The sequence below is a fragment of the Rufibacter immobilis genome, assembly GCF_003721565.1.
Taxonomy (GTDB): domain Bacteria; phylum Bacteroidota; class Bacteroidia; order Cytophagales; family Hymenobacteraceae; genus Nibribacter; species Nibribacter immobilis.
In genome coordinates this window covers 1,089,129-1,108,621 of sequence record NZ_RJJE01000009.1, presented here as the reverse complement: position 1 = coordinate 1,108,621, position 19,493 = coordinate 1,089,129, and the positions used below count along the sequence as shown (strand labels likewise).

General features: G+C 50.9%; 16 protein-coding genes. 6 read left to right on the top strand and 10 right to left on the bottom strand.

Going from position 1 to position 19,493, the window contains the following annotated elements:
- Positions 1 to 185: 185 nt before the first annotated feature.
- The 3 genes from EFA69_RS11745 (at position 186) to EFA69_RS11735 (ending at position 3,623) form a co-directional block, all read left to right on the top strand.
- Complete coding sequence (locus tag EFA69_RS11745) at positions 186 to 1,838, top strand: PAS domain S-box protein (protein ID WP_123133244.1); 1,653 nt, start codon at positions 186 to 188, stop codon at positions 1,836 to 1,838.
- On the top strand, positions 1,835 to 2,719 hold the full coding sequence (locus tag EFA69_RS20615; protein WP_394342825.1) for a sensor histidine kinase: 885 nt from the start codon (positions 1,835 to 1,837) through the stop codon (positions 2,717 to 2,719). The genes EFA69_RS11745 and EFA69_RS20615 overlap by 4 nt, the downstream gene beginning before the upstream one ends.
- Positions 2,720 to 2,924: 205 nt before the next feature.
- On the top strand, positions 2,925 to 3,623 hold the full coding sequence (locus EFA69_RS11735) for a 2-C-methyl-D-erythritol 4-phosphate cytidylyltransferase (RefSeq protein ID WP_123133242.1): 699 nt from the start codon (positions 2,925 to 2,927) through the stop codon (positions 3,621 to 3,623).
- A gap of 65 nt (positions 3,624 to 3,688) precedes the next feature.
- Here EFA69_RS11735 and EFA69_RS11730 read toward each other — a convergent pair whose 3' ends face one another.
- The 4 genes from EFA69_RS11730 to EFA69_RS11715 form a co-directional block, all read right to left on the bottom strand.
- Positions 3,689 to 4,417, bottom strand: coding sequence for an ABC transporter ATP-binding protein (locus EFA69_RS11730; RefSeq protein ID WP_123133241.1), 729 nt, complete (start codon positions 4,415 to 4,417; stop codon positions 3,689 to 3,691).
- Positions 4,418 to 4,503: 86 nt separating this feature from the next.
- Positions 4,504 to 4,725 carry a DUF2795 domain-containing protein gene (locus EFA69_RS11725; protein ID WP_022821757.1) on the bottom strand — a complete coding sequence of 74 codons (222 nt, stop codon included), beginning with the start codon at positions 4,723 to 4,725 and terminating at the stop codon, positions 4,504 to 4,506.
- Between the two features lie 171 nt (positions 4,726 to 4,896).
- Entirely contained in the window at positions 4,897 to 5,688 is a 792-nt protein-coding gene (locus EFA69_RS11720) for a porin family protein (protein WP_123133240.1), read from the bottom strand.
- Between the two features lie 49 nt (positions 5,689 to 5,737).
- Positions 5,738 to 7,054, bottom strand: a complete 1,317-nt coding sequence (locus tag EFA69_RS11715; protein ID WP_123133239.1) for a DUF349 domain-containing protein — start codon at positions 7,052 to 7,054, stop codon at positions 5,738 to 5,740.
- Positions 7,055 to 7,307: 253 nt separating this feature from the next.
- Between EFA69_RS11715 and ettA the strand changes: the two genes are divergently transcribed.
- On the top strand, positions 7,308 to 8,975 hold the full coding sequence (ettA, locus tag EFA69_RS11710; protein WP_123133238.1) for an energy-dependent translational throttle protein EttA: 1,668 nt from the start codon (positions 7,308 to 7,310) through the stop codon (positions 8,973 to 8,975).
- A 142-nt stretch (positions 8,976 to 9,117) separates the two neighbouring features.
- Here ettA and EFA69_RS11705 read toward each other — a convergent pair whose 3' ends face one another.
- From EFA69_RS11705 to EFA69_RS11695, 3 genes are all read right to left on the bottom strand, one after another.
- Entirely contained in the window at positions 9,118 to 10,440 is a 1,323-nt protein-coding gene (locus tag EFA69_RS11705; RefSeq protein ID WP_123133237.1) for a hypothetical protein, read from the bottom strand.
- Between the two features lie 103 nt (positions 10,441 to 10,543).
- Entirely contained in the window at positions 10,544 to 11,062 is a 519-nt protein-coding gene (locus tag EFA69_RS11700; protein ID WP_123133236.1) for a transposase, read from the bottom strand.
- 222 nt (positions 11,063 to 11,284) lie between these two features.
- The gene (locus EFA69_RS11695; RefSeq protein WP_148041337.1) at positions 11,285 to 11,695 is read right to left on the bottom strand and encodes a hypothetical protein; all 411 of its coding nucleotides are present in this window, start codon (positions 11,693 to 11,695) and stop codon (positions 11,285 to 11,287) included.
- A gap of 716 nt (positions 11,696 to 12,411) precedes the next feature.
- Here EFA69_RS11695 and EFA69_RS11690 point away from each other — a divergent pair.
- The gene (locus EFA69_RS11690; protein ID WP_245964553.1) at positions 12,412 to 13,095 is read left to right on the top strand and encodes a hypothetical protein; all 684 of its coding nucleotides are present in this window, start codon (positions 12,412 to 12,414) and stop codon (positions 13,093 to 13,095) included.
- A 189-nt stretch (positions 13,096 to 13,284) separates the two neighbouring features.
- Here EFA69_RS11690 and fabF read toward each other — a convergent pair whose 3' ends face one another.
- Positions 13,285 to 14,529, bottom strand: a complete 1,245-nt coding sequence (fabF, locus tag EFA69_RS11685) for a beta-ketoacyl-ACP synthase II (RefSeq protein ID WP_123133234.1) — start codon at positions 14,527 to 14,529, stop codon at positions 13,285 to 13,287.
- A gap of 204 nt (positions 14,530 to 14,733) precedes the next feature.
- Here fabF and EFA69_RS11680 point away from each other — a divergent pair, with 204 nt between their 5' ends.
- A complete protein-coding gene (locus EFA69_RS11680; protein WP_221175717.1) occupies positions 14,734 to 15,636 on the top strand; it encodes an alpha/beta hydrolase family protein in 903 nt (300 codons plus the stop codon).
- A gap of 108 nt (positions 15,637 to 15,744) precedes the next feature.
- Here EFA69_RS11680 and EFA69_RS11675 read toward each other — a convergent pair whose 3' ends face one another.
- Both EFA69_RS11675 and EFA69_RS11670 read right to left on the bottom strand, forming a co-directional pair.
- On the bottom strand, positions 15,745 to 16,446 hold the full coding sequence (locus tag EFA69_RS11675) for a YceI family protein (protein WP_123133233.1): 702 nt from the start codon (positions 16,444 to 16,446) through the stop codon (positions 15,745 to 15,747).
- A gap of 150 nt (positions 16,447 to 16,596) precedes the next feature.
- Positions 16,597 to 19,197 carry a M1 family aminopeptidase gene (locus EFA69_RS11670; protein WP_123133232.1) on the bottom strand — a complete coding sequence of 867 codons (2,601 nt, stop codon included), beginning with the start codon at positions 19,195 to 19,197 and terminating at the stop codon, positions 16,597 to 16,599.
- Positions 19,198 to 19,493 lie beyond the last annotated feature (296 nt).

Here is a 19,493-nt window from a genome sequence, read left to right as displayed (position 1 = left end):
AAATTTAAAAAATAAGCTTGTTGTAATAGATTGGAGCAAGTGGTACTTTCATGAGTTGAAAAGGTAGAAGGCAGGCAGGTATTCTGGAAAGAAATTCTGGAATAACTATGTGAGCAGCAGATAAAAGCGAATGCTCCGGGGAAAAGGCATAAGGACGAAATGAACACAATGTTGTAGCAGGTGCTATGAATAGATCTGTAGATAAAGACTTGTCATTTAGTGTCTTGGAAGATGCCCAGGAGCAGGTGAAAGCATTGCAGTTGGAATTGGCGCAGGTAAGGGAAGAGTTGGCCCAAGCCAAAGCTCAAGCTGTGTCTGGAGATGCTTTTCCGGCTTCTCTCTCTTCGGCCAAGCCTAAAGGTCCCTTTGGCGTAGAGTTGGAGCTTTTGGGGAAACAGGTGTTGGAGAAGAATGCCACCCCCGGCTCTACCCTGGAGGAAATAGTGAGCCTGTACTTGGCTGGCATTGAGAAGCTGCACCCCAAAATGCGGTGTGTCTGCATGCGCTTGCAGGAAAGACACCTGTATGTGGTGGCAGCGCCCAATTTCCCAGAGAACTTCATTGAGGCTATTGACGGCATAGAGATAGGCCAGACCGTAGGTACTTGCGGGGCGGCGGCAGATCAGCAGGAGAAAGTGATCTGTACGGATATTGCCCGTGACCCACGGTGGCAAGACCTGCGCGTAAAAGCCCTAGCTAATGGGTTTAGGGCAAGTTGGGCTTTCCCGCTCATAGGCTCAGGGGGGAAAATGCTGGGGACTTTGGGTATTTATTATGATGAGCCCAAAGCACCCGCACCAGAAGAGGAAGCCTCCTTAGAGAGTGTTAGTGCTTTGCTGCAACTCGTTCTGGAAAACAAGCTAGCTGAAATAGAACTACGGCAAAGCAATGAACGCTACTACTACGCCACTATAGCCACCAATGATGCCATCTGGGATTTTGACATTGAGGCCAAAAAAATTAAGTGGGGCATAGGCTATGAGCGTCTTTTTGGCTACAAGGTGCAGGAGTATGGGGGCGAATTTGATATGTGGGCGGCGCAGGTACACCCAGATGATCTGGGCAGGGTGTCAGGTTCCTTAGATAAAATGCTGCAATACGGCACTAAAGGAGGGCATTGGCGGGAAGAGTACCGCTTCAGGAAAGCCAATGGGGAATATGCTTGGGTCATAGATCAAGGATACCTCATCAGAGATGAAAACCAGAAACCGGTAAGGGTGGTGGGTGCCATACAGGATATCACTGCCCAGAAGCAAGCCGAGGAAGAGGTAAGAATGCTCTCCGTGGTAGCCCGTGAAACCATCAATGGGGTTATGATCCTGAACCCAGACCTTACCATCCAGTGGGTAAATGATGCCTTTACCCGTTTAATGGGCTATACGCTGGAAGAGGTGCAAGGTAAGATTCCTTCCACTTTTATGAATGGCCCCGAGACCGACCCAGAGATGGAGGAATGCATGAGAGGGCGTCTGGAAAAGCTGGAATCTACTGAATGCGAGATCATACAGTACTCCAAGAGCGGGGAGAAACATTGGATTAGGCTACAGATGCAACCCCTGCTAGACTCCAACGGGCGGCTGGAGCGGTATTTTGCCATGTCTACGCATATCAACCGGCAGAAGGAAGAGGAGCTAAAACTAAAGCTGCAGGAATCTGTGATTGCGAACGCGCAGGACGCCATCATCATCAGTAAAGCCAACCCTGAGAAACCGTGGCAACTGGAGGCTCTCTTCTTCAACAAAGCCTTCACCCAACTGACGGGCTATGAGAAAGAGGAAGTGCTGGGCGGAAACATGAGTTTCATAGTAGGGCCTAACACCAGTTCAGAAACCCCATAGCACAGCTTCAGCAATCTATGGCAGAGGGCCAAGTGGGTGAGGCTGAACTGGTGATCTATAGAAAAGACAGAAGCTATTTTTGGGTGCAGCTGCTCCTTATTCCTATGATAGATAGTAAGGGGCAGCTCACGCACTGGATTTCCATGTTCCGCGACATCACTGCCCGTAAAAATTATGAACAGGAGCGGGAGGTGCTTATTGCTGAACTCACCCGGAACAACGCCGACCTGAAGCAGTTTACCTTTATCACCTCGCACAACCTGCGCGCGCCGCTGGCTAATCTTACCGGTATCGCCAATCTGATTAACCTGGACGCTGTGCCGGAGGGCCGTAACAAGATCCTGATCCAGAAGTTCATTGAGTCTACCGCCCAAATGAACACCATCATCAATGATTTGCTGGAGGTGCTGGTCATCAAGAACAATCCAGAAGAGAACAAAGAAGAGGTAAACTTGCAGGAAGCGCTGGAGAAGGTGGTGCTGTCTGTGGAGAACTCACTCATGGCTACCCATGCAGAACTGGTCACTGATTTCTCCCAAGTGCCCACAGTGTATTTCAATGCCGGTTACTTGCACAGCATTTTGCTGAATCTGCTCACCAACGCCGTCAAGTACCGGTCGCCCAACCGTCCGTTGCGCATTGAGGTGAAAACTGTGCAGGAAGGCAACCGCCAGGTGCTGTACTTCTCAGACAACGGCCTGGGCATAGACCTGAACCGGTACGGCGAACGCATCTTCGGGCTATACCAGCGGTTCCACCACCACAAAGACAGCAAAGGCATGGGGCTGTACATTGCGCATTCGCAGGCCAAAGCCATGGGCGGGAACCTGAGCGTCACCAGCGAAGTAGACAAAGGTGCCACCTTCATCCTGGAATTCTAAACCCAAGAATACCTATTCCCGGCAAGAACCCCCACTTTGCGTTTAGCGGCTGTTTTTCCGGAAACTGCTTCAAAACAGCTGCCGCTTCTGGCCATGTGCCGCTAGAAAGAAATGAAGATACTTCTGGTTTGGCCCTTCTTTTGGAAAAAGAGCCCCTAAACGGCGCTGGCCTAGGCAAGCGGGAATGCGTAACTTGCCACTTCCTATGGAATCTCCCGTTTTCAAGAAATACGCTGTTATTGTAGCCGGCGGCTCGGGCAGCCGAATGAAGGCAACCCTGCCCAAACAGTTTCTACACATTGCCGGCACGCCGGTGCTCATGCACACCATGCAGCGTTTCCATGCGTTTGACGCGGCCATGCCGTTGGTGGTGGTGTTGCCGGAGGCGGAAGTCTCTACCTGGAATTCTCTTTGCCAGCAGCATCAATTCACGGTGCCGCATCAGGTGGTTTTGGGCGGTAATACCCGGTTTCAGTCGGTGAAGAATGGGTTGGCAGCCTTGGAGCAGGAGGAAGATGGGGTGGTGGCGGTGCATGACGGGGTGCGCCCGTTCGTGGACAATGCTATTTTGCAGGCCGCCTATGGCACCGCCGCGCAACGGGGAGCTGCCGTGGTGTCGGTTTCATTGAAAGACTCCATTAGAAGAGTGCGGGGCGGCACTTCCAAAGCCGTAGACCGGGCCGCGTACCGGCTGGTGCAGACGCCCCAGTGCTTCCGGCTACCGTTGCTGCGCCGGGCCTACAGTCAACCCGAAAGTCCGCTTTTCACCGATGATGCCTCTGTGGTGGAACGGTTCGGGCACAAGATCCAACTGGTGGAAGGCAGCTACCGAAACATCAAACTAACCACCCCCGAAGATCTTGTGCTGGCCGAGGCTTTCCTGTTACAGGAGAAAAGGACATAACTTTTCAGAGTTCGTACGTGCTGTTTTGGGGCTGTTTCTGGAAAAAGAGCCGCTAAACGGTTGGTCTACTTAGATGGGGCATGCTGTCTCTCCTCCAGGAATTGTTGCTGCGCCAATACCGTCTGGGGCGTGATGACCTCTAAGGTTGGGGACGGGTGCGAGATGTTGAGGAGGTAGCCTTGCAGGGGCAGCAGGTTGAGCAAATCATGCGTAATGCAAAGCACCGTTTTCTGTTCGTGGTGTACCCAGCTGGTCATAAGATCAAACACCCTTTTTTTGTGGTACACATCCAGCTGCTGGGTAGGTTCATCTAGCAGCGCGATGGGCGCGTTCTGGAGCATGAGCTGCGCCAGCCAGACCAACTGCTGCTCCCCGCCCGAAAGTTGGGTGAACGTGCGCTGGCTCAGGTGAGAGATGTGCAGGCGGGTAAGTACGTCATCCGTGAGGGCGTAATCTGCGGCGGTATAATGCTCCAGCAGCCGTTTCTGCCTGAACAGGCCCATCACTACCAACTCCCGCACTTTGATGGGAAAGGCTACATTGTTTTTCTGCGGAAGGTAAGAGAGGGATTGGGCCAGTACGCCAGAAGTGGTTTTGAGCGGCTGGCCCTGCACCAGAATCTGCCCCTGGTAGGGCACCTGCCCCGTGAGCGTTTTGAGCAAAGTAGACTTGCCGCTGCCGTTGTGCCCAATAATGGCTACAAACGCAGGCTCTGGCACTAAAAAAGAAAGGTTGCGGAGGAGTACGCGCTCGTCGTATCCCGCAACCAATCCTTTTATTTCTAAAACAGCCAACGTTCTTAATTGGGAATTATGAATGTGAAATTAAGAATTATCAATAAGGCCATTCTTAATTCCTAATTCCCAATTCTTAATTAAGACTAGTATTCGTCTTCGTTGAACATGAAGTCTTCCTTGGTAGGGTAGTCTGGCCAAACTTCTTCAATGCTTTCATAGGGCTGACCATCGTCTTCCAGGGCCTGAAGGTTTTCTACCACCTCCATAGGGGCGCCGGAGCGAATAGAATAGTCAATTAATTCATCTTTGGTAGCTGGCCATGGCGCATCTTCCAGGTAAGAGGCAAGTTCAAGTGTCCAATACATAGTAAATCCGTTTTTTAAGTATGTCTATACAAATTGTTTGCTCATGGAAACGGCCTGCAAAAATAGAATTTTGATTGACAATTCAAAGATTTCTTCTTATTACCAACCGTTCGCAATGCTAAAACACAACGGGTAAATAAGTAAAATGTTTACCCGTTGCCGTTTTTTTTCTTATTGGTGACGGGCGCTGCTAGAGCCATCTCCGGTGTTAAACAGGTAGTTAATGCCAATTTGCAATCCGCCTACCATGTTCTGCCGCAGCGTGTATTCATCTGGGTCTCTGGCGTTGTCTACTATGTGTTCCTCTTTGCGGATGTTCACGAAATTGTAGAGATACCGCAGGTTGGCGGTAAGGCTCAGGTTATCGGTGAGGCTGTATTCTACCCCGGCTCCCAATAAAATACCCGCATCATACTCGTTGAACTTGCCTACGTTGGCGTTGCCGGAGCGGTCACGGTCCTCGGTGCTGGCCAATAGATAGGTGCCAGCCTGAATGGGGAAAGATTTCTCTTTGAGCTGGTAGGTGGCGGTGCGCGAAAAGCGGTTCTCTTCCGTGCCTTTCTGTAATATTCCCAGTTGCGGCCCCACCTGGAAATTGAAGCGCAGCGTACCCGTGGTAGTGTATTTGAATAACAGCGGAATGTTCCAGTACACCAGGTCAATCTCTTTCTCACCGGTCTTGTTGCCGTCGCGGTCTACCAAGTCAAACTTCTCGCCTTGGTGCGAGCGGTAAATCTCTGCCTGCACGTTGTGGTTCTCGTTGAATTTGTAACCAGCCACAAAACCATAAGGAGCCCACTTGGTGGTGAAGCGGTGTTTGTAGTTCACCCCTTCGTATTGTTCGTCATTGATGATCCAGGTGTTCTGGAACTGGGTGGTGAGCCCCAGGTACGGGCCTTTGATGTTCTGAGCCTGCGCCAGGAAGGAGGCGCACAGGAAAAGGAGTAGAAGGTATTTTTTCATAGTGTAAGCCGTTAGAATTTAGGACAATTTCTAACGGCTTACGAATGACTTAGGCAATTTTGTTGCTTTGCGCGCCAGACTTTTTGCGCAGCAGCTCTATGAGTTCGTTCTTGGTACGGATTTTACGGTTGAAGTTCTTGATCTTGCCTTCCAGCATAGACCTGAACGCTTCATTGCCCGGGTTAGGGTTTAAACGGCCCAGGTTGGTTTCCAGTACTTCCAGTTCCTGCTTGTCATGCTTGATGAAATCACGCAGGGCGTTAATGCGGGCGTACAGCTGGTCTGTCTCAGAGTTCTTGCCTTCCGGCAAAGGACGCTTGCGCATGAAGTGTTCCAGGCTGCTCAGTTCAAAGATTTTATCGCAGGCTACCAGAAAGCTTTCCCACACGGCATCAGACGCTTCCTGTTTCACGGGGCCTACTTTCTTCCAGGCTGCCTGTAGCTCCTTGGCTTGGGAAACGGCCTGTTGTACCGGTTCGTCTAACAGGGCCTCGGCCTGGGCCACCAGGGAGCGTTTCTTTTCCAGGTTGTCTTCCAGATACTTGTCCTTAGACTCAGTTTTCTGGCTGTTGATGTGCTTTTTGAGGCGCTCAAAGAAGTGGTTGTTGGCCGCCCTGAAGCTGTTCCAGAGGTCATTGGACATTTTGCGGGGCAGGGTGCCGCCAATCTCTTTCCACTGGTTTTGCAAGTCTTTCAGCTTTTTGCTGGTCTCTTCCCACTCCTCAGAGCTTTTGAGGGCTTCAGACTGGGCAATGAGGACTTTGTACTTGTCTACCGTGCGGGAGAGCATGTCCTTTTTGTCCTGGAAGAACTCTTTCTTGCGGGTGAAGAAAGCCTCCACGGCCGTTTTGAAACGCTCCTCCAGTTCATCTGTGAGGGACTTGTCTACCGGGCCGGTCTTGATCCAGTTCTGGCGCAGTTCCTTCAGTTTGTCTGTGGTCTCTTGCCAGTCAATGCTGGTTTGCAGGGCCTCGGCCTGCTGGATGAGCGTGATCTTGGTGGCCAGGTTCTTGTCGCGGTTGCGGGCAATGGCTTCCTTGATCTCGGCTTCAGCGGCAGAAAGGCGGTGGTGCAAAGATTCAAAGTCGCCAACGGCATCATACTTCTCAATCTGCTCTTTTAAGTGCAGCACTTTCATCAGGAAAGACCCCTTGTTCTCAGAGGTCTCTATCTTCTCCAACAGGCTGTAAACCTTTTGTCTGAAGTTCTCAAAACGATTCGCAAAGTACTGCAGTGATTCTTCAGGGACCTCTTTTACGTCACCTACCTGGCGTGCCGGGAAATGCATAAACGGTTTCAACCACACCTGGTTCCCCTCAATGTAGCCGTACTTATGGGCCTCCTCAGACAAATCTTTGGTTTCCATCTACTGGATTATTAACTGAAAATTTTAAAGTCTATTTTGGTACAAGTTTATGAATTACCTCCAATTTTCATAACCCGGGCCCGCCAAAATTTACGATATTTGTGGCCGTTGGCAGAAAAACCTAAACTTGACATTTGCTTTCATACTGATTTCTAAGAACAAGGTTTTTGGTTTTGTTTAGCGGCTCTTTTTCTGAAAACGCCCTCTAAACGCCGCCTGCCAATACTCAGAGCAGAATCTATACACATACGCCATGAGCAACGAAACCATCATCTTCTCCATGGCGGGGGTGAGTAAAATCTACCCTCCGCAGAAACAAGTCTTAAAAAACATCTACCTCTCTTTCTTTTACGGCGCTAAAATTGGCGTGCTGGGTCTCAACGGCTCTGGTAAATCCTCTCTTTTGAAGGTGATTGCCGGCGTAGACAAGCAGTTCCAGGGTGAAGTGGCGTTCTCGCCGGGGTACTCCGTGGGGTACCTGGAGCAGGAACCGCAGCTGGACCCTACCAAAACCGTAATGGAGGTTGTGCAGGAAGGCGCCGCCGAGACCGTGGCTCTTCTAAAGGAGTTTGAGGAAATAAACGAAGCCTTCGCTGATGAGAACGCCGACTTTGACAAACTAATGGCCCGCCAGGGCGAAGTGCAGGAGAAACTGGACCACCTGGGGGCCTGGGACCTGGACAGCAAACTGGAACGCGCCATGGATGCCCTGCGCACCCCGCCGGGCGAAGCCGTGATTGGGAACCTCTCTGGGGGTGAGAAGCGCCGCGTAGCCCTCTGCCGCCTCTTGTTGCAGGAGCCAGACGTGCTGCTGCTGGATGAGCCAACCAACCACTTAGACGCTGAGTCTGTGCTCTGGCTGGAGCAGCACCTGCAACAATACAAAGGCACCGTGATTGCCGTTACCCACGACCGTTACTTCCTGGACAACGTGGCCGGCTGGATTCTGGAACTGGACCGCGGCGAAGGCATTCCTTGGAAAGGCAATTACTCCAGCTGGCTGGAGCAGAAAGCTGAGCGTCTGGCCAAAGAAGAGAAAACCGAGAGCAAGCGCCAGAAAACCCTGCAACGTGAGTTGGAGTGGGCCCGCATGAGCCCGAAAGCCCGCCAAGCCAAATCTAAAGCGCGTCTGGGTAACTATGAGAAGATGGCCTCTGAGGAAGCCAAAGAGAAAGAACAGAAACTGGAGCTGTTCATCCCAGACGGTCCGCGCCTGGGCAACGTGGTGATTGAAGCCGAAGGCCTGCGCAAAGCGTTTGGCGATAAATTACTGTTTGAAGACTTAACCTTCAATCTGCCGCCGGCGGGTATTGTGGGCATTATTGGTCCTAACGGAGCGGGTAAATCTACCTTGTTCCGTTTAATCACTGGCCGTGAAACCCCAGATGCCGGTACTATCAATGTAGGCCCAACGGTGGAGACTGCCTACGTAGACCAGCAACACGAGAGCCTGGACCCCAACAAATCTGTATTTGAAACCATCTCCGGCGGCACCGAGACTATGCTCTTAGCAGGCCGCCAAGTGAACGCGCGGGCCTACGTGAGCAAGTTCAACTTCACGGGCGGTGACCAGGAGAAGAAAGTGGGCGTACTGTCTGGGGGCGAGCGTAACCGCGTGCACCTGGCCATGACCCTGAAGCAAGGTGCCAACCTGCTGCTCCTGGATGAGCCTACCAACGACCTGGACGTAAACGCCATCCGGGCGCTGGAAGACGCGCTGGAGAACTTCGCGGGCTGCGCCGTGGTCATCAGCCACGACCGCTGGTTCTTGGACCGCATCGCCACCCACATCCTAGCCTTCGAAGGCGACAGTCAAGTAGTTTGGTTTGAAGGTAACTTCTCAGACTACGAAGAAGCCAAGAAGAAGCGCCTGGGCGACGTAGAACCTAAGCGCATCCGGTATAAGAAACTGATGGACTAAGCCTGGTTTTGCCCTGATTTAAGAAAAAGAGCCTCTAAACGCAGTATAGAGGCTCTTTTTTGGTTTTGGGAGAATTAGGAGATTGCAAGTTTAACCGTTGTTGTGCTTGTTGGTGATAACACCAACAAGGGTAGGGAATCGTCTATTTCAAGAATGTATTTGTGCCAATTTCAATTCCATCTATTTTGAGATTGATAGATATAGCACATTCTTGTATAGAAAGGAACGAGTTTGAAGTCCAATTGTAATTAGGCCTTTGATTGAATTCAGACCAGAAGCATTGGTAATCTTCGGCCTGCACAAAAGTCTTCTTGTCCTTAAAACAGAAGGGTAATATAAAGACGAAAATCAAGTTTGCGTAATGAAACTCTCCTACTAAATATGGGAAAGTAGTGTTGGTTGTTTTCCTTTTATATATTACTACAAGTGGATCTCTTTTAAAGAAGTTAATGTGTTGAAAAATAGAAATAGGAGGCAATTCAGTTGCATCAAATGCTTTATTTATCCAATCTATAGTGTTTTGAAAATGAATTACATCTTGTTTGTCAATAACACTCAAGATATATTTTGACAGACACCTGTAGATGTCTTGTGGGATGAAGGTTTCATTAAGGTTCAGTTGCGTTTCAATACTTTGCTTTTGGGTAGAGTCAGAAAGGTTAACTCTTTTTAAAATATCTAAGAATCCGGAACTGTCTATTAAGAAATCTTTCCCTTTAAGCTTCTTTAATCCTTTCTTGCCTTCTAGACTATATGTACTGCGAAATACCTGTAAGAGATTTATCAATGAAGATTCAATTCCTTTGTGAGCTCCAAAACGCTCATTGCAACTATCACACTCATCACTGGTGAGTACTTTCTTGTTGCCTAATGCCTCAGAGAATGCATGAGCTTTTTTGTTGAAGCTTACAATTGAGCCAAATTGATTTTGTTCATTTGTTTTTGCTCCACAAAAACGACATGTATTATTCTTTTTATGATTACCCCCTTCTATGAGTAGCTTCTGATGCCCAAAATATTCAATATCATAATTCTTAAGGAGCTCTCCCCATTCAAAGCTGGTTAGACTATTTTGGTTATAAATACCTTTTTGTAGATGGATCTCAGACAAGTAATTCCAGTGTTGGATAAGCTTTTCTGTGTCAGTGATTCGACCTTCAATAATGAGGAAGTATTCATTTTGAAAAGAGTTGAGAAGACTTGGTAATTTTTTTAGTATTGGTGGAAGTATTTTTTCATGGGTTTCTATGAAGTGTACGATTCCTTCGCGTAAATCAGGACTGCTTAGCTGGAGTGGGTTTATAACTATTTTTGGTTCATGCGCATTTGTTTGATGGTTGAATAGCAGCAGAAAGTTTTTAAACACTTCCTTAGAATCTGCTTCGCCCGCAAAATCTAAGTATATACTCTGTTTGAGAGATATAAAAGACAGGCCCACTTTATAGTAATTACTAATTTGATCCATATTCTTATACTATTAATAGTTTAAACTAGCAATCATTGTCGTGATAATCATTATATATCCCGCCGTTGTTGGTGTTCTCACCAACAACCCAAACTGCGGCTCTTTACTCAAGATAGTGCGTTAGAAAACCAAAGTCATCTTTGTTCTCCAAATAAAATCTAGCCGAGGAGTAATAGTAGCCCTCCGGCAGTTCAGCCAGTTTCCATTTCTCCTGCAGTGGGTTCTGGTGGATGTACGTTAGTTTCTGTTCTGTCACGGCAACAGAATAGCAGGAAATAGACAAAGGATTCCGCTCCCAGAACTGATATTGCCGGTCCTTCGCCTCTACCCTAAACCGCTCCAAAACCTCTGGGTGGTTCTTGGCCAAATTGAATTTCATCTGTTGCCCGGTGAATTTCAGGAAGTCACGCTGCACATCTTGCCGCCGGTGCGGTTCCTCCATCTTCCAGAGCAGGTGCACATGGTTGGGCATAAGCACGAAGCCATACACTTTTACCCGCTTCTCCCTTACCAGAAACCGAAGGCTGTTCAAGACTATATCTTTGTACTTGTCTGGTTTCAACAGGTGTTTCCACTCCAAAATGGTGGCCGTGAAGAAGGTGATATGCCGGTGTTCCTCCATGTGCAAACAAAAAGTTTTCTTTTTACAGAACGGGCAAGGGAATGGTTCGTGGTCAAGCCAACAAGGTAGGTCGGTCACGGCGCTAAAGTTGGAACACAAGAGAGCAGGGAAAAAGACTGCTGTTCCAGAAGGAAGAAGAAAAGGAAGCCTGGTTTAGGCTTGATTTCAAAAAAAGAGCCTCTAAACGCAGTCTAGAAGCTCACTTGGCAAGATAGGTAAAGATTACTGCTGTTTCTTGAACTTGTAAGTAGAGACATCTTTGTGGGTAGTCTTGCTGTCAATTTGGAGGGTTTCCGTGATCACCCATTCCATTTCTGTAGTGGTCAGTTTAGTGATCTGGTACGTGCCTTTGTCTTCGCCGTTCTCGGCAAGAGTTATGTAATCTTTGCCATCTACTTTGGTGAAGGTGTAGTCACAGGTTTCTTCTCCCGGAGACATAAATTTACCGCCCGCAAAAGTGCAGGGGGCATTGGGTTCCTCACGTTCGCCTTGATCTTTCTGTAGCTGGTCGTTGATGTAAAATTCGTAGATCAGGTCGGTCATAATCCAATGGCCTTCTACAAGGTTTAGGGTAACCAACTGCTCCATTTCGTCTTCTGAGGTGTCACAGCCAGTAAAAGTACCTATTGCCAAAAAAGCAAAGGCATAGGGAAGTAATCTTTTTAATTTTATATAAAATATAAGTAATTGTCTTTTTTGGTCTAAGCCTTAAAAGATAAAGTGCAAAGATACAAAGAGTTATTGAGTCTGCCGTTGAGGATTTTTTGAATGCTAAATGGATATGGTCTTGGGCAAACGCACAGAGCGAGGTGGTGGAACAGCATAAAATAAAAAGAGCCCCTGACCGAAGTACAGGAGCTCTCATGTTTAGGGGTAAAATATTGTATTATATGTTATATGAAAATAGTTAAAGTCTAAGTCGCCCAACCGGAGCACAGTGGGGTAGTATTGGCTTGAATGATAGTGGGTGCTGGTTTTCTGCGGGTAAACTGCCTCTTTCCTTCTTCGTCGCTGTCCGTTAATCTGCTTTGGATTATCCCTCGTTTTTTCTTTTACAAAGTACAGAGGAATAGGACTAAAATGTAATACCGATATCTAGGTATTTTAAGCAGATCTTTTCACCGCAAATGGTGTAATGGCAACACTGTATTGGCTTTTTGCCGCGCTTCAGAGATTTCTTCTATATATAATTATTACTATTTAATACAGATAATTGGGGCTATGGCCTCTGCGCGAAATACGGAGATACATGGTAAATATGACAATTCTGTTAGGCAAAGACATCCATATTCCTCTGCATCCGTTTTTTATCAGGTAGAAGAGATTGACCAAAATATATGATTATGAGTATGTTAAGACAATATTTCAAGAGACTGGCTTCGCCGGTGGCGATAGGGCTTGTGTGGGCGGCTGTGGTAACAGGCTGCGCGTCTTCCACCCAAATTACGGGCACCTGGAAAAGCCCCGATGCCACCACCGCCAACTACAACCGCATCATTGTAGCCGCCCTTACCGATAATCCGGTGGCCCGGCAAACCATAGAGGCGCAACTACAGACGCAGTTGCAGCAACAAGGCATACAGGCAGCCCGAAGCATAGACTTGTTTCCGCCGGCGCTCATGCGTGATGGCAAAACCACGGCAGACGCTATTCTGGACAAGATCAAAGGCAACGGCCATGATGCCATATTAACGGTGGCCCTGGTGAACACAGAGACCGAAACCCGTTACGTGCCCGGTTCCACTATGTACACGCCGGTAACCCGGTTTGCCTGGTACGGTACGTTCAGGGGCTATTACACGTACCTGTACCCTACCATGTACAACCCCGGCTATTACCGCGAAGACAAAGTCTACTTCCTGGAGACCAACCTCTATGACGCCACCTCGGAGCGCTTGCTTTGGTCGGCGCAGTCAGAGTCGTATAGCCCGTCTAGCCTGCAGAGCTTCTCAGAGAAGTTTGCGGAGTTAACCGTGAGCCGCATGCAGAAAGACAACCTTATTAAAGGCACCGGTGCCAGCGCCAGCCGGTAACCAATGCCAGCCTAACCGTTCTCTGGTTTTGCCTCCATTCTGAAAAAATGGCCCCTAAACGGATGTGTAGGGGCCATTTTTCTTAAGGAATAACTATACTATTGCGTTTAGCGGCTCTTTTTCCGGAATCAGCCCTAAACCAGATTGGCAGGTCACAGTGAGTTGGGCCGCGTATTAGTGCCCGGTTACCTATTCTTCAAACTTCTTGAAAATAGCCGTGGCAATGTGGCCGCCAAACCCGAAGGTGTTGCTCATGGCGTACTTCACCTGGGTGGCAACCGCTTGGTGGAGGGTTAAGTTGAACTTCTGGCTCAGTTGCGGTTCCGGTTCAGTTACGTTGATGGTGGGCGGAATAAGGTTGTGCTGCACGGCTTTTACGCAGGCGATGGCCTCAATGGCTCCGGCGGCCCCCAGTAGATGCCCGGTCATGGATTTGGTGGCGCTGAGGTGCAGGCGTGGGTTCTGGCCGAATACCCGCTCCACGGCCTTCAGCTCGCTGGCGTCTCCCACAGGAGTGGAGGTGGCGTGGCAGTTGAGGTAATCAATCTCGGCGGGGGAGAGGTTAGCTTCTTCCAGCGCCAGCGTCATGCCCAGGTACGCACCCTCGCCTTCGGGGTGGGTGCCCGTGAGGTGGTAGGCATCGGCGGCCATGCCTCCGCCCACTACTTCGGCTAAGATAGTGGCATTGCGTTGTTGCGCGCTCTCATAGCTTTCCAGAATGAGGGCTCCGGCGCCTTCGCCCATCACAAAACCGTCCCGCTTCACATCAAACGGCCTACAGGCAACCGTGGGGTCTTCGTTATGGGTAGACAAGGCTTTGAGCGCCCCAAAACCGCCCATGCAGGTCTCATTGATAGGAGCCTCAGACCCCCCGGCAATAATCATATCGGCTTTGCCCCAGCGTATGTAGTTGAACGCTTCAATGAGGGCCGTGTTGGAAGAAGCGCAGGCCGAAACGGGAGCAAAGTTGATGCCCCTTAACCCGTACTTCATGGAGATCACTCCGGCGGCGATGTCCACAATCATCTTGGGGATAAAGTAGGGGTTGAACCTGGGGGTGCCGTCGCCGTGGGCGAATTCTACGGTCTGTTCCTGAAAAGTACCCATGCCGCCGTGGCCGGTGCCCCAGATCACGCCAATGCGGTTGCGGTTCAGGCGCTCAAAGTCAAGGCCAGCGTGCTGCACGGCTTCTTCCACGGCAACCAATGCGTACTGGGTGTAGAGGTCGTATTTGCGTACCTCGGGCTTGGCCAGAAAATCTTGTGGATTGAAATCTTTTAGCTCACAGGCAAAGCGGGTCTTGAACTTGGAGGCGTCAAATTTGGTGATGGGGCCCGCCCCGCCCACGCCCTGGGTTAAGGCTTGCCAATAGGCGTCTACTGTATTGCCAATAGGCGTAAGCGCGCCCAATCCGGTAATTACTACTCGTTTCATTTCTTATCCTGCGGGTTTTATCTGGTGAACTGGCGCTGTGGTTGGTGGGGTGTTCTGGCCTTGCCTGCCCAAAGTCCTGTCTTTCTTACGTTCTACCCAGAAAAGCGCGGCAATATACTTGTTCAAAACGAAATGCCCCTTGTACCTTCACGCTTCTAACGTTGGTTAGAGGTTTTTTAGTCCCGTAGATAATCCCTTAACTGTATGAGGCGCTTCCTTCTATTCCTGCTGCTTTGTTTCTCTCTTTCCAGCAGCGCACTGCTGGCCCAGACCCAGCCACCCAAGCCGATCACGTGGCAAGACCTGATGCAGTTGTCCACCCCTGCCACCGGAGAGCGTATTGCCTATGGAACCGACTCTCTGCAGTTTGGCGTGCTGCGCTTACCCGAAGGGAAAGGCCCTTTTCCGGTAGTGGTTTTGATTCATGGTGGGTGTTGGCTTGCCCAGTACAACTACAGCTATATGAACCACGCCAGCGCCGCGCTCACCAAGGCGGGCTTTGCCACCTGGAACATGGAGTTCAGGCGCGTGGGCAACCCAGGTGGCGGGTGGCCCGGCACGTTTCTGGATGTGGCACAGGGCGTGGATTTTGTACGCGAACTAGCCAAACGGTATCCTGTAAACGCGAAGGAGGTCGTGCTCATGGGCCACTCCGCGGGCGGACATCTGGCCTTGTGGGCCGCCAGTCGCAAAAGTTTGCCCCGCCACAGCCCGCTGTACACCAGAAACCCTCTCAAGAGCAAGGGAGTGGTCTCGTTGGCCGGTATTCCAGACTTAAAGGCGTATGCCCTGGCCCCGGGGAGCTGTAACCAGGCGGTGCCGCAGCTGTTAGCCGGTATGCCAGACCAGGTGCCGGACCGGTACGCGCAGGCATCGACGGTGGGGGTGTTGCCCATGCGCCTGCCCGTGAAATTGGTACAGGGCGTTAAAGACCCTATTGTGCCGGTAAGCCAAGCCCAGACGCTGGCGCAGCATTCCTCGCACAGAAATTATCTGGTGAAGACCGTACTCTTGCCCAACGCCGGACATTTTGATCTGGTAGCGCCTACCTCGCCGGTGTGGCCCACCATTGAACAAGCCGTGAAAGACCTGCTGGTGAACCCCTAGAAGCTGAAAGCCCAGCCATTGCCGCGTTTTGCGTTTAGCGACCCTTTTTACAGAAACAGCCCGAAAACGCAGGTCTTCGGGCTGTTTCTGTAAATGAGGTGATGTTTCCTATTGAACGCTGGCTGAAGCGTCTGCCGGTCTTTTGGCAATGAGGTCCAGTTCTATGTTCACGGTTTCAGAGATGAACTTGTCGCCCAGGGTTTTGTCATTGCCGTAGTTCATTTGCCACTGGCGGCGGTCAATGTCAAAGTTGGCTTCGGCTTCCATGGTGTTGTCGTCCAGTTCAATGCGGGCCGGAAACGAGATATTCTTGGTCACGCCCTTGAGTGTGAAGTTGCCGCTCACGTTAAAGTTAGCGCCCTGTACAATAGAGGTGTCATTGCCGGCATTTTGGTAGGGCTCTACCTTGGTGATCTCAAACTTGGCGGTGCCAAACTTCTCGGCGTCAAAAAAATCGCCGCTGAGCAGGTGCGGTCTCAGTTTGTTGTCAATCATGTCGCCCTCTTCCTCCATGTCCATTGATTTGATATCAATGATGAACTCGCCGCCGGTGATCTGGTTATTGGCCACGGCCACGGAGCCAGACGTTAATTTAAAGGAACCGGGGTGGTTCTTGCCCACGCCATTGCCGGTAAACTCTACCAATGATGCTTCTGTGTCTACCACAAATTTCTGCCCAGAGGCGGCGGCGGCGCTTTTTTCATCTGTGATGGTGGCTTTGTCGCCTTTGGGAGCCTCGTTGCAGGAAGCCATGGCCAAACCGGCCATCAGGGCCAGGCCAGCTGTTTTAAGGGAGAAGGAGTTTTTCATAGTACAAAAGGTTTGGTTGATACAGGAGGCGGTACGTAAAAATACGTACCGCTTGTTTTTTCTCTCTCAACGATGAAAGTCTGGTTTTGTTTATAAGCCCCGCGTATAACCTAATGGGCTTGCTTCGCATCGGCTTGGCCGAAGCTCTTTTTACTTTACCTGCGGCACCAGTTTCTCTGCCCTGAACACGCCGTCTGCGGCTTGCAGTATCTTGGCTTTCAGTTTAGGATTGTAGTTGGGGTGAGTCTCCAGGAAAGTGCGCACGGTAGTGGCGGCCTCAGCGCTCTGGTAAGAGCCCAGCGTGGCCGAAAGCCAGGAGGCGGGGAAGAAGATGTCACTGGTCAGTTGGATTTCCTCCAGCAGGTCCAGGCTCTCCTTCAGGTACTTTTCAGAGGTGGCCGTGCGCAGCGGGTGGTGCAAATAACCCAACGCCGACAGTACCCAGGATTCTACCTCCCGGTTTTCTTCTTTTTTGAGGGAAGCGAAGAAGGCATCCCGTTCTTTCACATCAGAAGAAAGGGCGGGCAGCAGGAATTGCAGGCGTTTCTTGCGGTCTGGGTTGGAGATGCGCGCCAGTTGCCGGGCCAGTAGCTGCGGGCTGTTCTGGTAGTCTCGCACGGCCAAAGATTGGGCCAGGGAGGTATAGTCGTCTTCGGTAAGCCTTACGCCGGTGGGCGCCTGCTCTTTGTCCCAGATCTGGTACAGGCGGTCTTGCGCCGCCGGGCTGAGGGCAATGCCCTGGTAGGTTTTGAAAAGCAGTTTTTTCACGTTGCCGGAAGATGCCTTCTCCAGCGCCGACCAGACTTCCTGTTCCAGTAGCGGGGCCAGGGCCGCTCTTTGGCTGGCCGGAAGGAAGCGCCAGAAAATATCACTCAGCTGGCCAGTCATCAGTTTCAGGTTGAGTTCTTCCTGCTCGCGGGAAAGGCCAAGGCGGTAGAAGTTCAGGAGTTGCGGTGGCGTAATCTCTCTTCCGTTCTGCATGTTTTCATACAGATTGATATACGCAGATGCCCGCGCCACCGGGTTCTGCAAGGTGTACAGGCCCTGCTGCGTCTGGGTGTCTACCGGAAATACGCCGTAGCCTTGCCCGGTGGAGTTGAACAGAATAAATGAGGGAACGGCTTCACCGGCGGCAGTGGCTAAAGTCACCTCGGGCTGGTTCATGTTCACGGTGATTTCTTTGAGGTGGTCTGGGTACACTAGGGCAATCTCAAAGTGCTGGGGCCAGAACCGGGCAGAACCGTCTTCGCCTTGCTGCCGGATGGTGAGGCGGGAGATTTTGCCGGCGTTGGTCTGGAGGGTATAGTCAAACTGCGGGCGGCCCGGCTCGTTCACCCACACCTGATTCCAGGCTTGTAGGTCGGCGGGGGTAAGGTGGTCCAGGATCTGGATGAGGTCTGGCCAGGTGGCGTTGCCGTTGGCGTACGTTTTAAGGTATTGCTGTAGGCCTTTCCGGAAGGCTTCCTCGCCCATGAGCCGCTCCAGCTGGCGCATCATCACGGGTGCTTTGTGGTAAATAATGTTGCCGTACATAGAACCGGCATCCTGCAGGTTGTCCAGCGGTTGCCTTATGGGGTTGGCCCCGGCCGTGCGGTCTACTCCGTAGGCGGCGGGCAGGTGGTCTACCAGAAACTTGAGGTCATAGTTGGCGTTGGCAACGGCTACCTGGGTAATTTTGTCGGCCATGAAATTGGCGAACACTTCTTTCATCCAGACATCATTGAACCACTCCATGGTGACCAGATCCCCAAACCACATGTGCGCCGTTTCATGGGAGATGAGGCTGGAACGGGAAATTTTCTGGTCCTGGGTAGCGCCTTCGTCCAGAAACAGGGTAGAGGCCTTGTACTGGATAGCGCCTACATGTTCCATGCCGCCGTACTGGAAATCTGGAATGGCCACGTAGTCAAACTTCTGGAACGGGTAAGGAATGGCGGTATACTCTTCCATAAAGCGGAGCGCATCCTGATGAATCTGGAAAATAGCCGGAAGGCTCTGCTGTAGCTTTTCTTTATCCGTTTCATGGTGCAGGAAGTGCATGGGGCGGGGGCCGTTGGCCTGAGCCACGTGGTCAAACTTGCCGGCCGCGAAAGAGAACAGATACGTAGGGAGAATGTCTGAGTTCTGGTAACGGTACGTCTTCTGCCCGGCACTCATGGCTGAGTCCTGCAGCGGGGCGTTGGCAATGGCCTTCCATTCCTGCGGAAGGGTCAGCGTGAGTTTGAAGGTAGCCTTGAGGCTGGGCTGGTCAAAGCAGGGGAACACGGTACGGGCGCGGTCGGGCACCAGCAGCGTGTACAGGAAATCCTGTTGCCGGTTCAAAGAAAGGTTACCGGCCACAAACTCAATCTCTACCTGGTTCTCGCCTTTCTTCAGGTACTGCGCCGGTAGAATGAGGTGCTCCTGCGTGTGCGAAATGGGCACCACTTTCTGGTTCACCTTCACCTGCTTCAGGTTCTCGGTACGCTCCTTGAAATCTAGTTGCAGCGGTTGCCCTGTCTCTTTTAAATGGAAAGAAAGGACCTCAGAGGCCAGCACCGGGGCTTCTTTCTGGGCCGGAATGGTAAAGTGTAAATCATAGGCCACCTTGCTCAACTGCGCCATCCTGAAATCGGCGAGCGGCTTGGACACGCCGGGTACAACGGGAACAGATGCGCTGGTCACAGACATAGGCTTGGTGCAGGAAACCGCCGCGGCGAAGGAAAACAGGAGCAGGCCTTGCTGCAACGGCCAGAGGTACTTATTTTTCATGATAGGTTAAAAATACGAAGAACCCGCCATTCCATTTGGCTTCGCCCGTAATTCTCTGGGCAAACGGCTTGCGTTTAGGGCCTGTTTTTGGAAAAAGAGCCCCTAAACGCGCGGAGGCAGAACTGCCTGAAACAGCACCGGAGCCTGGCGGATTGTCGGAAAGAAAACGAAGTATAGGAAGAAGTAGTACAATCTTCTGAATGAAGCCATGCCGGGGCTGGTACCGGCGCTCTTGCTCCAGATCGTGTTTAGGGGCTCTTTTTCCTAAAATTGGTTCAAACTAGAAAAGCACGGTA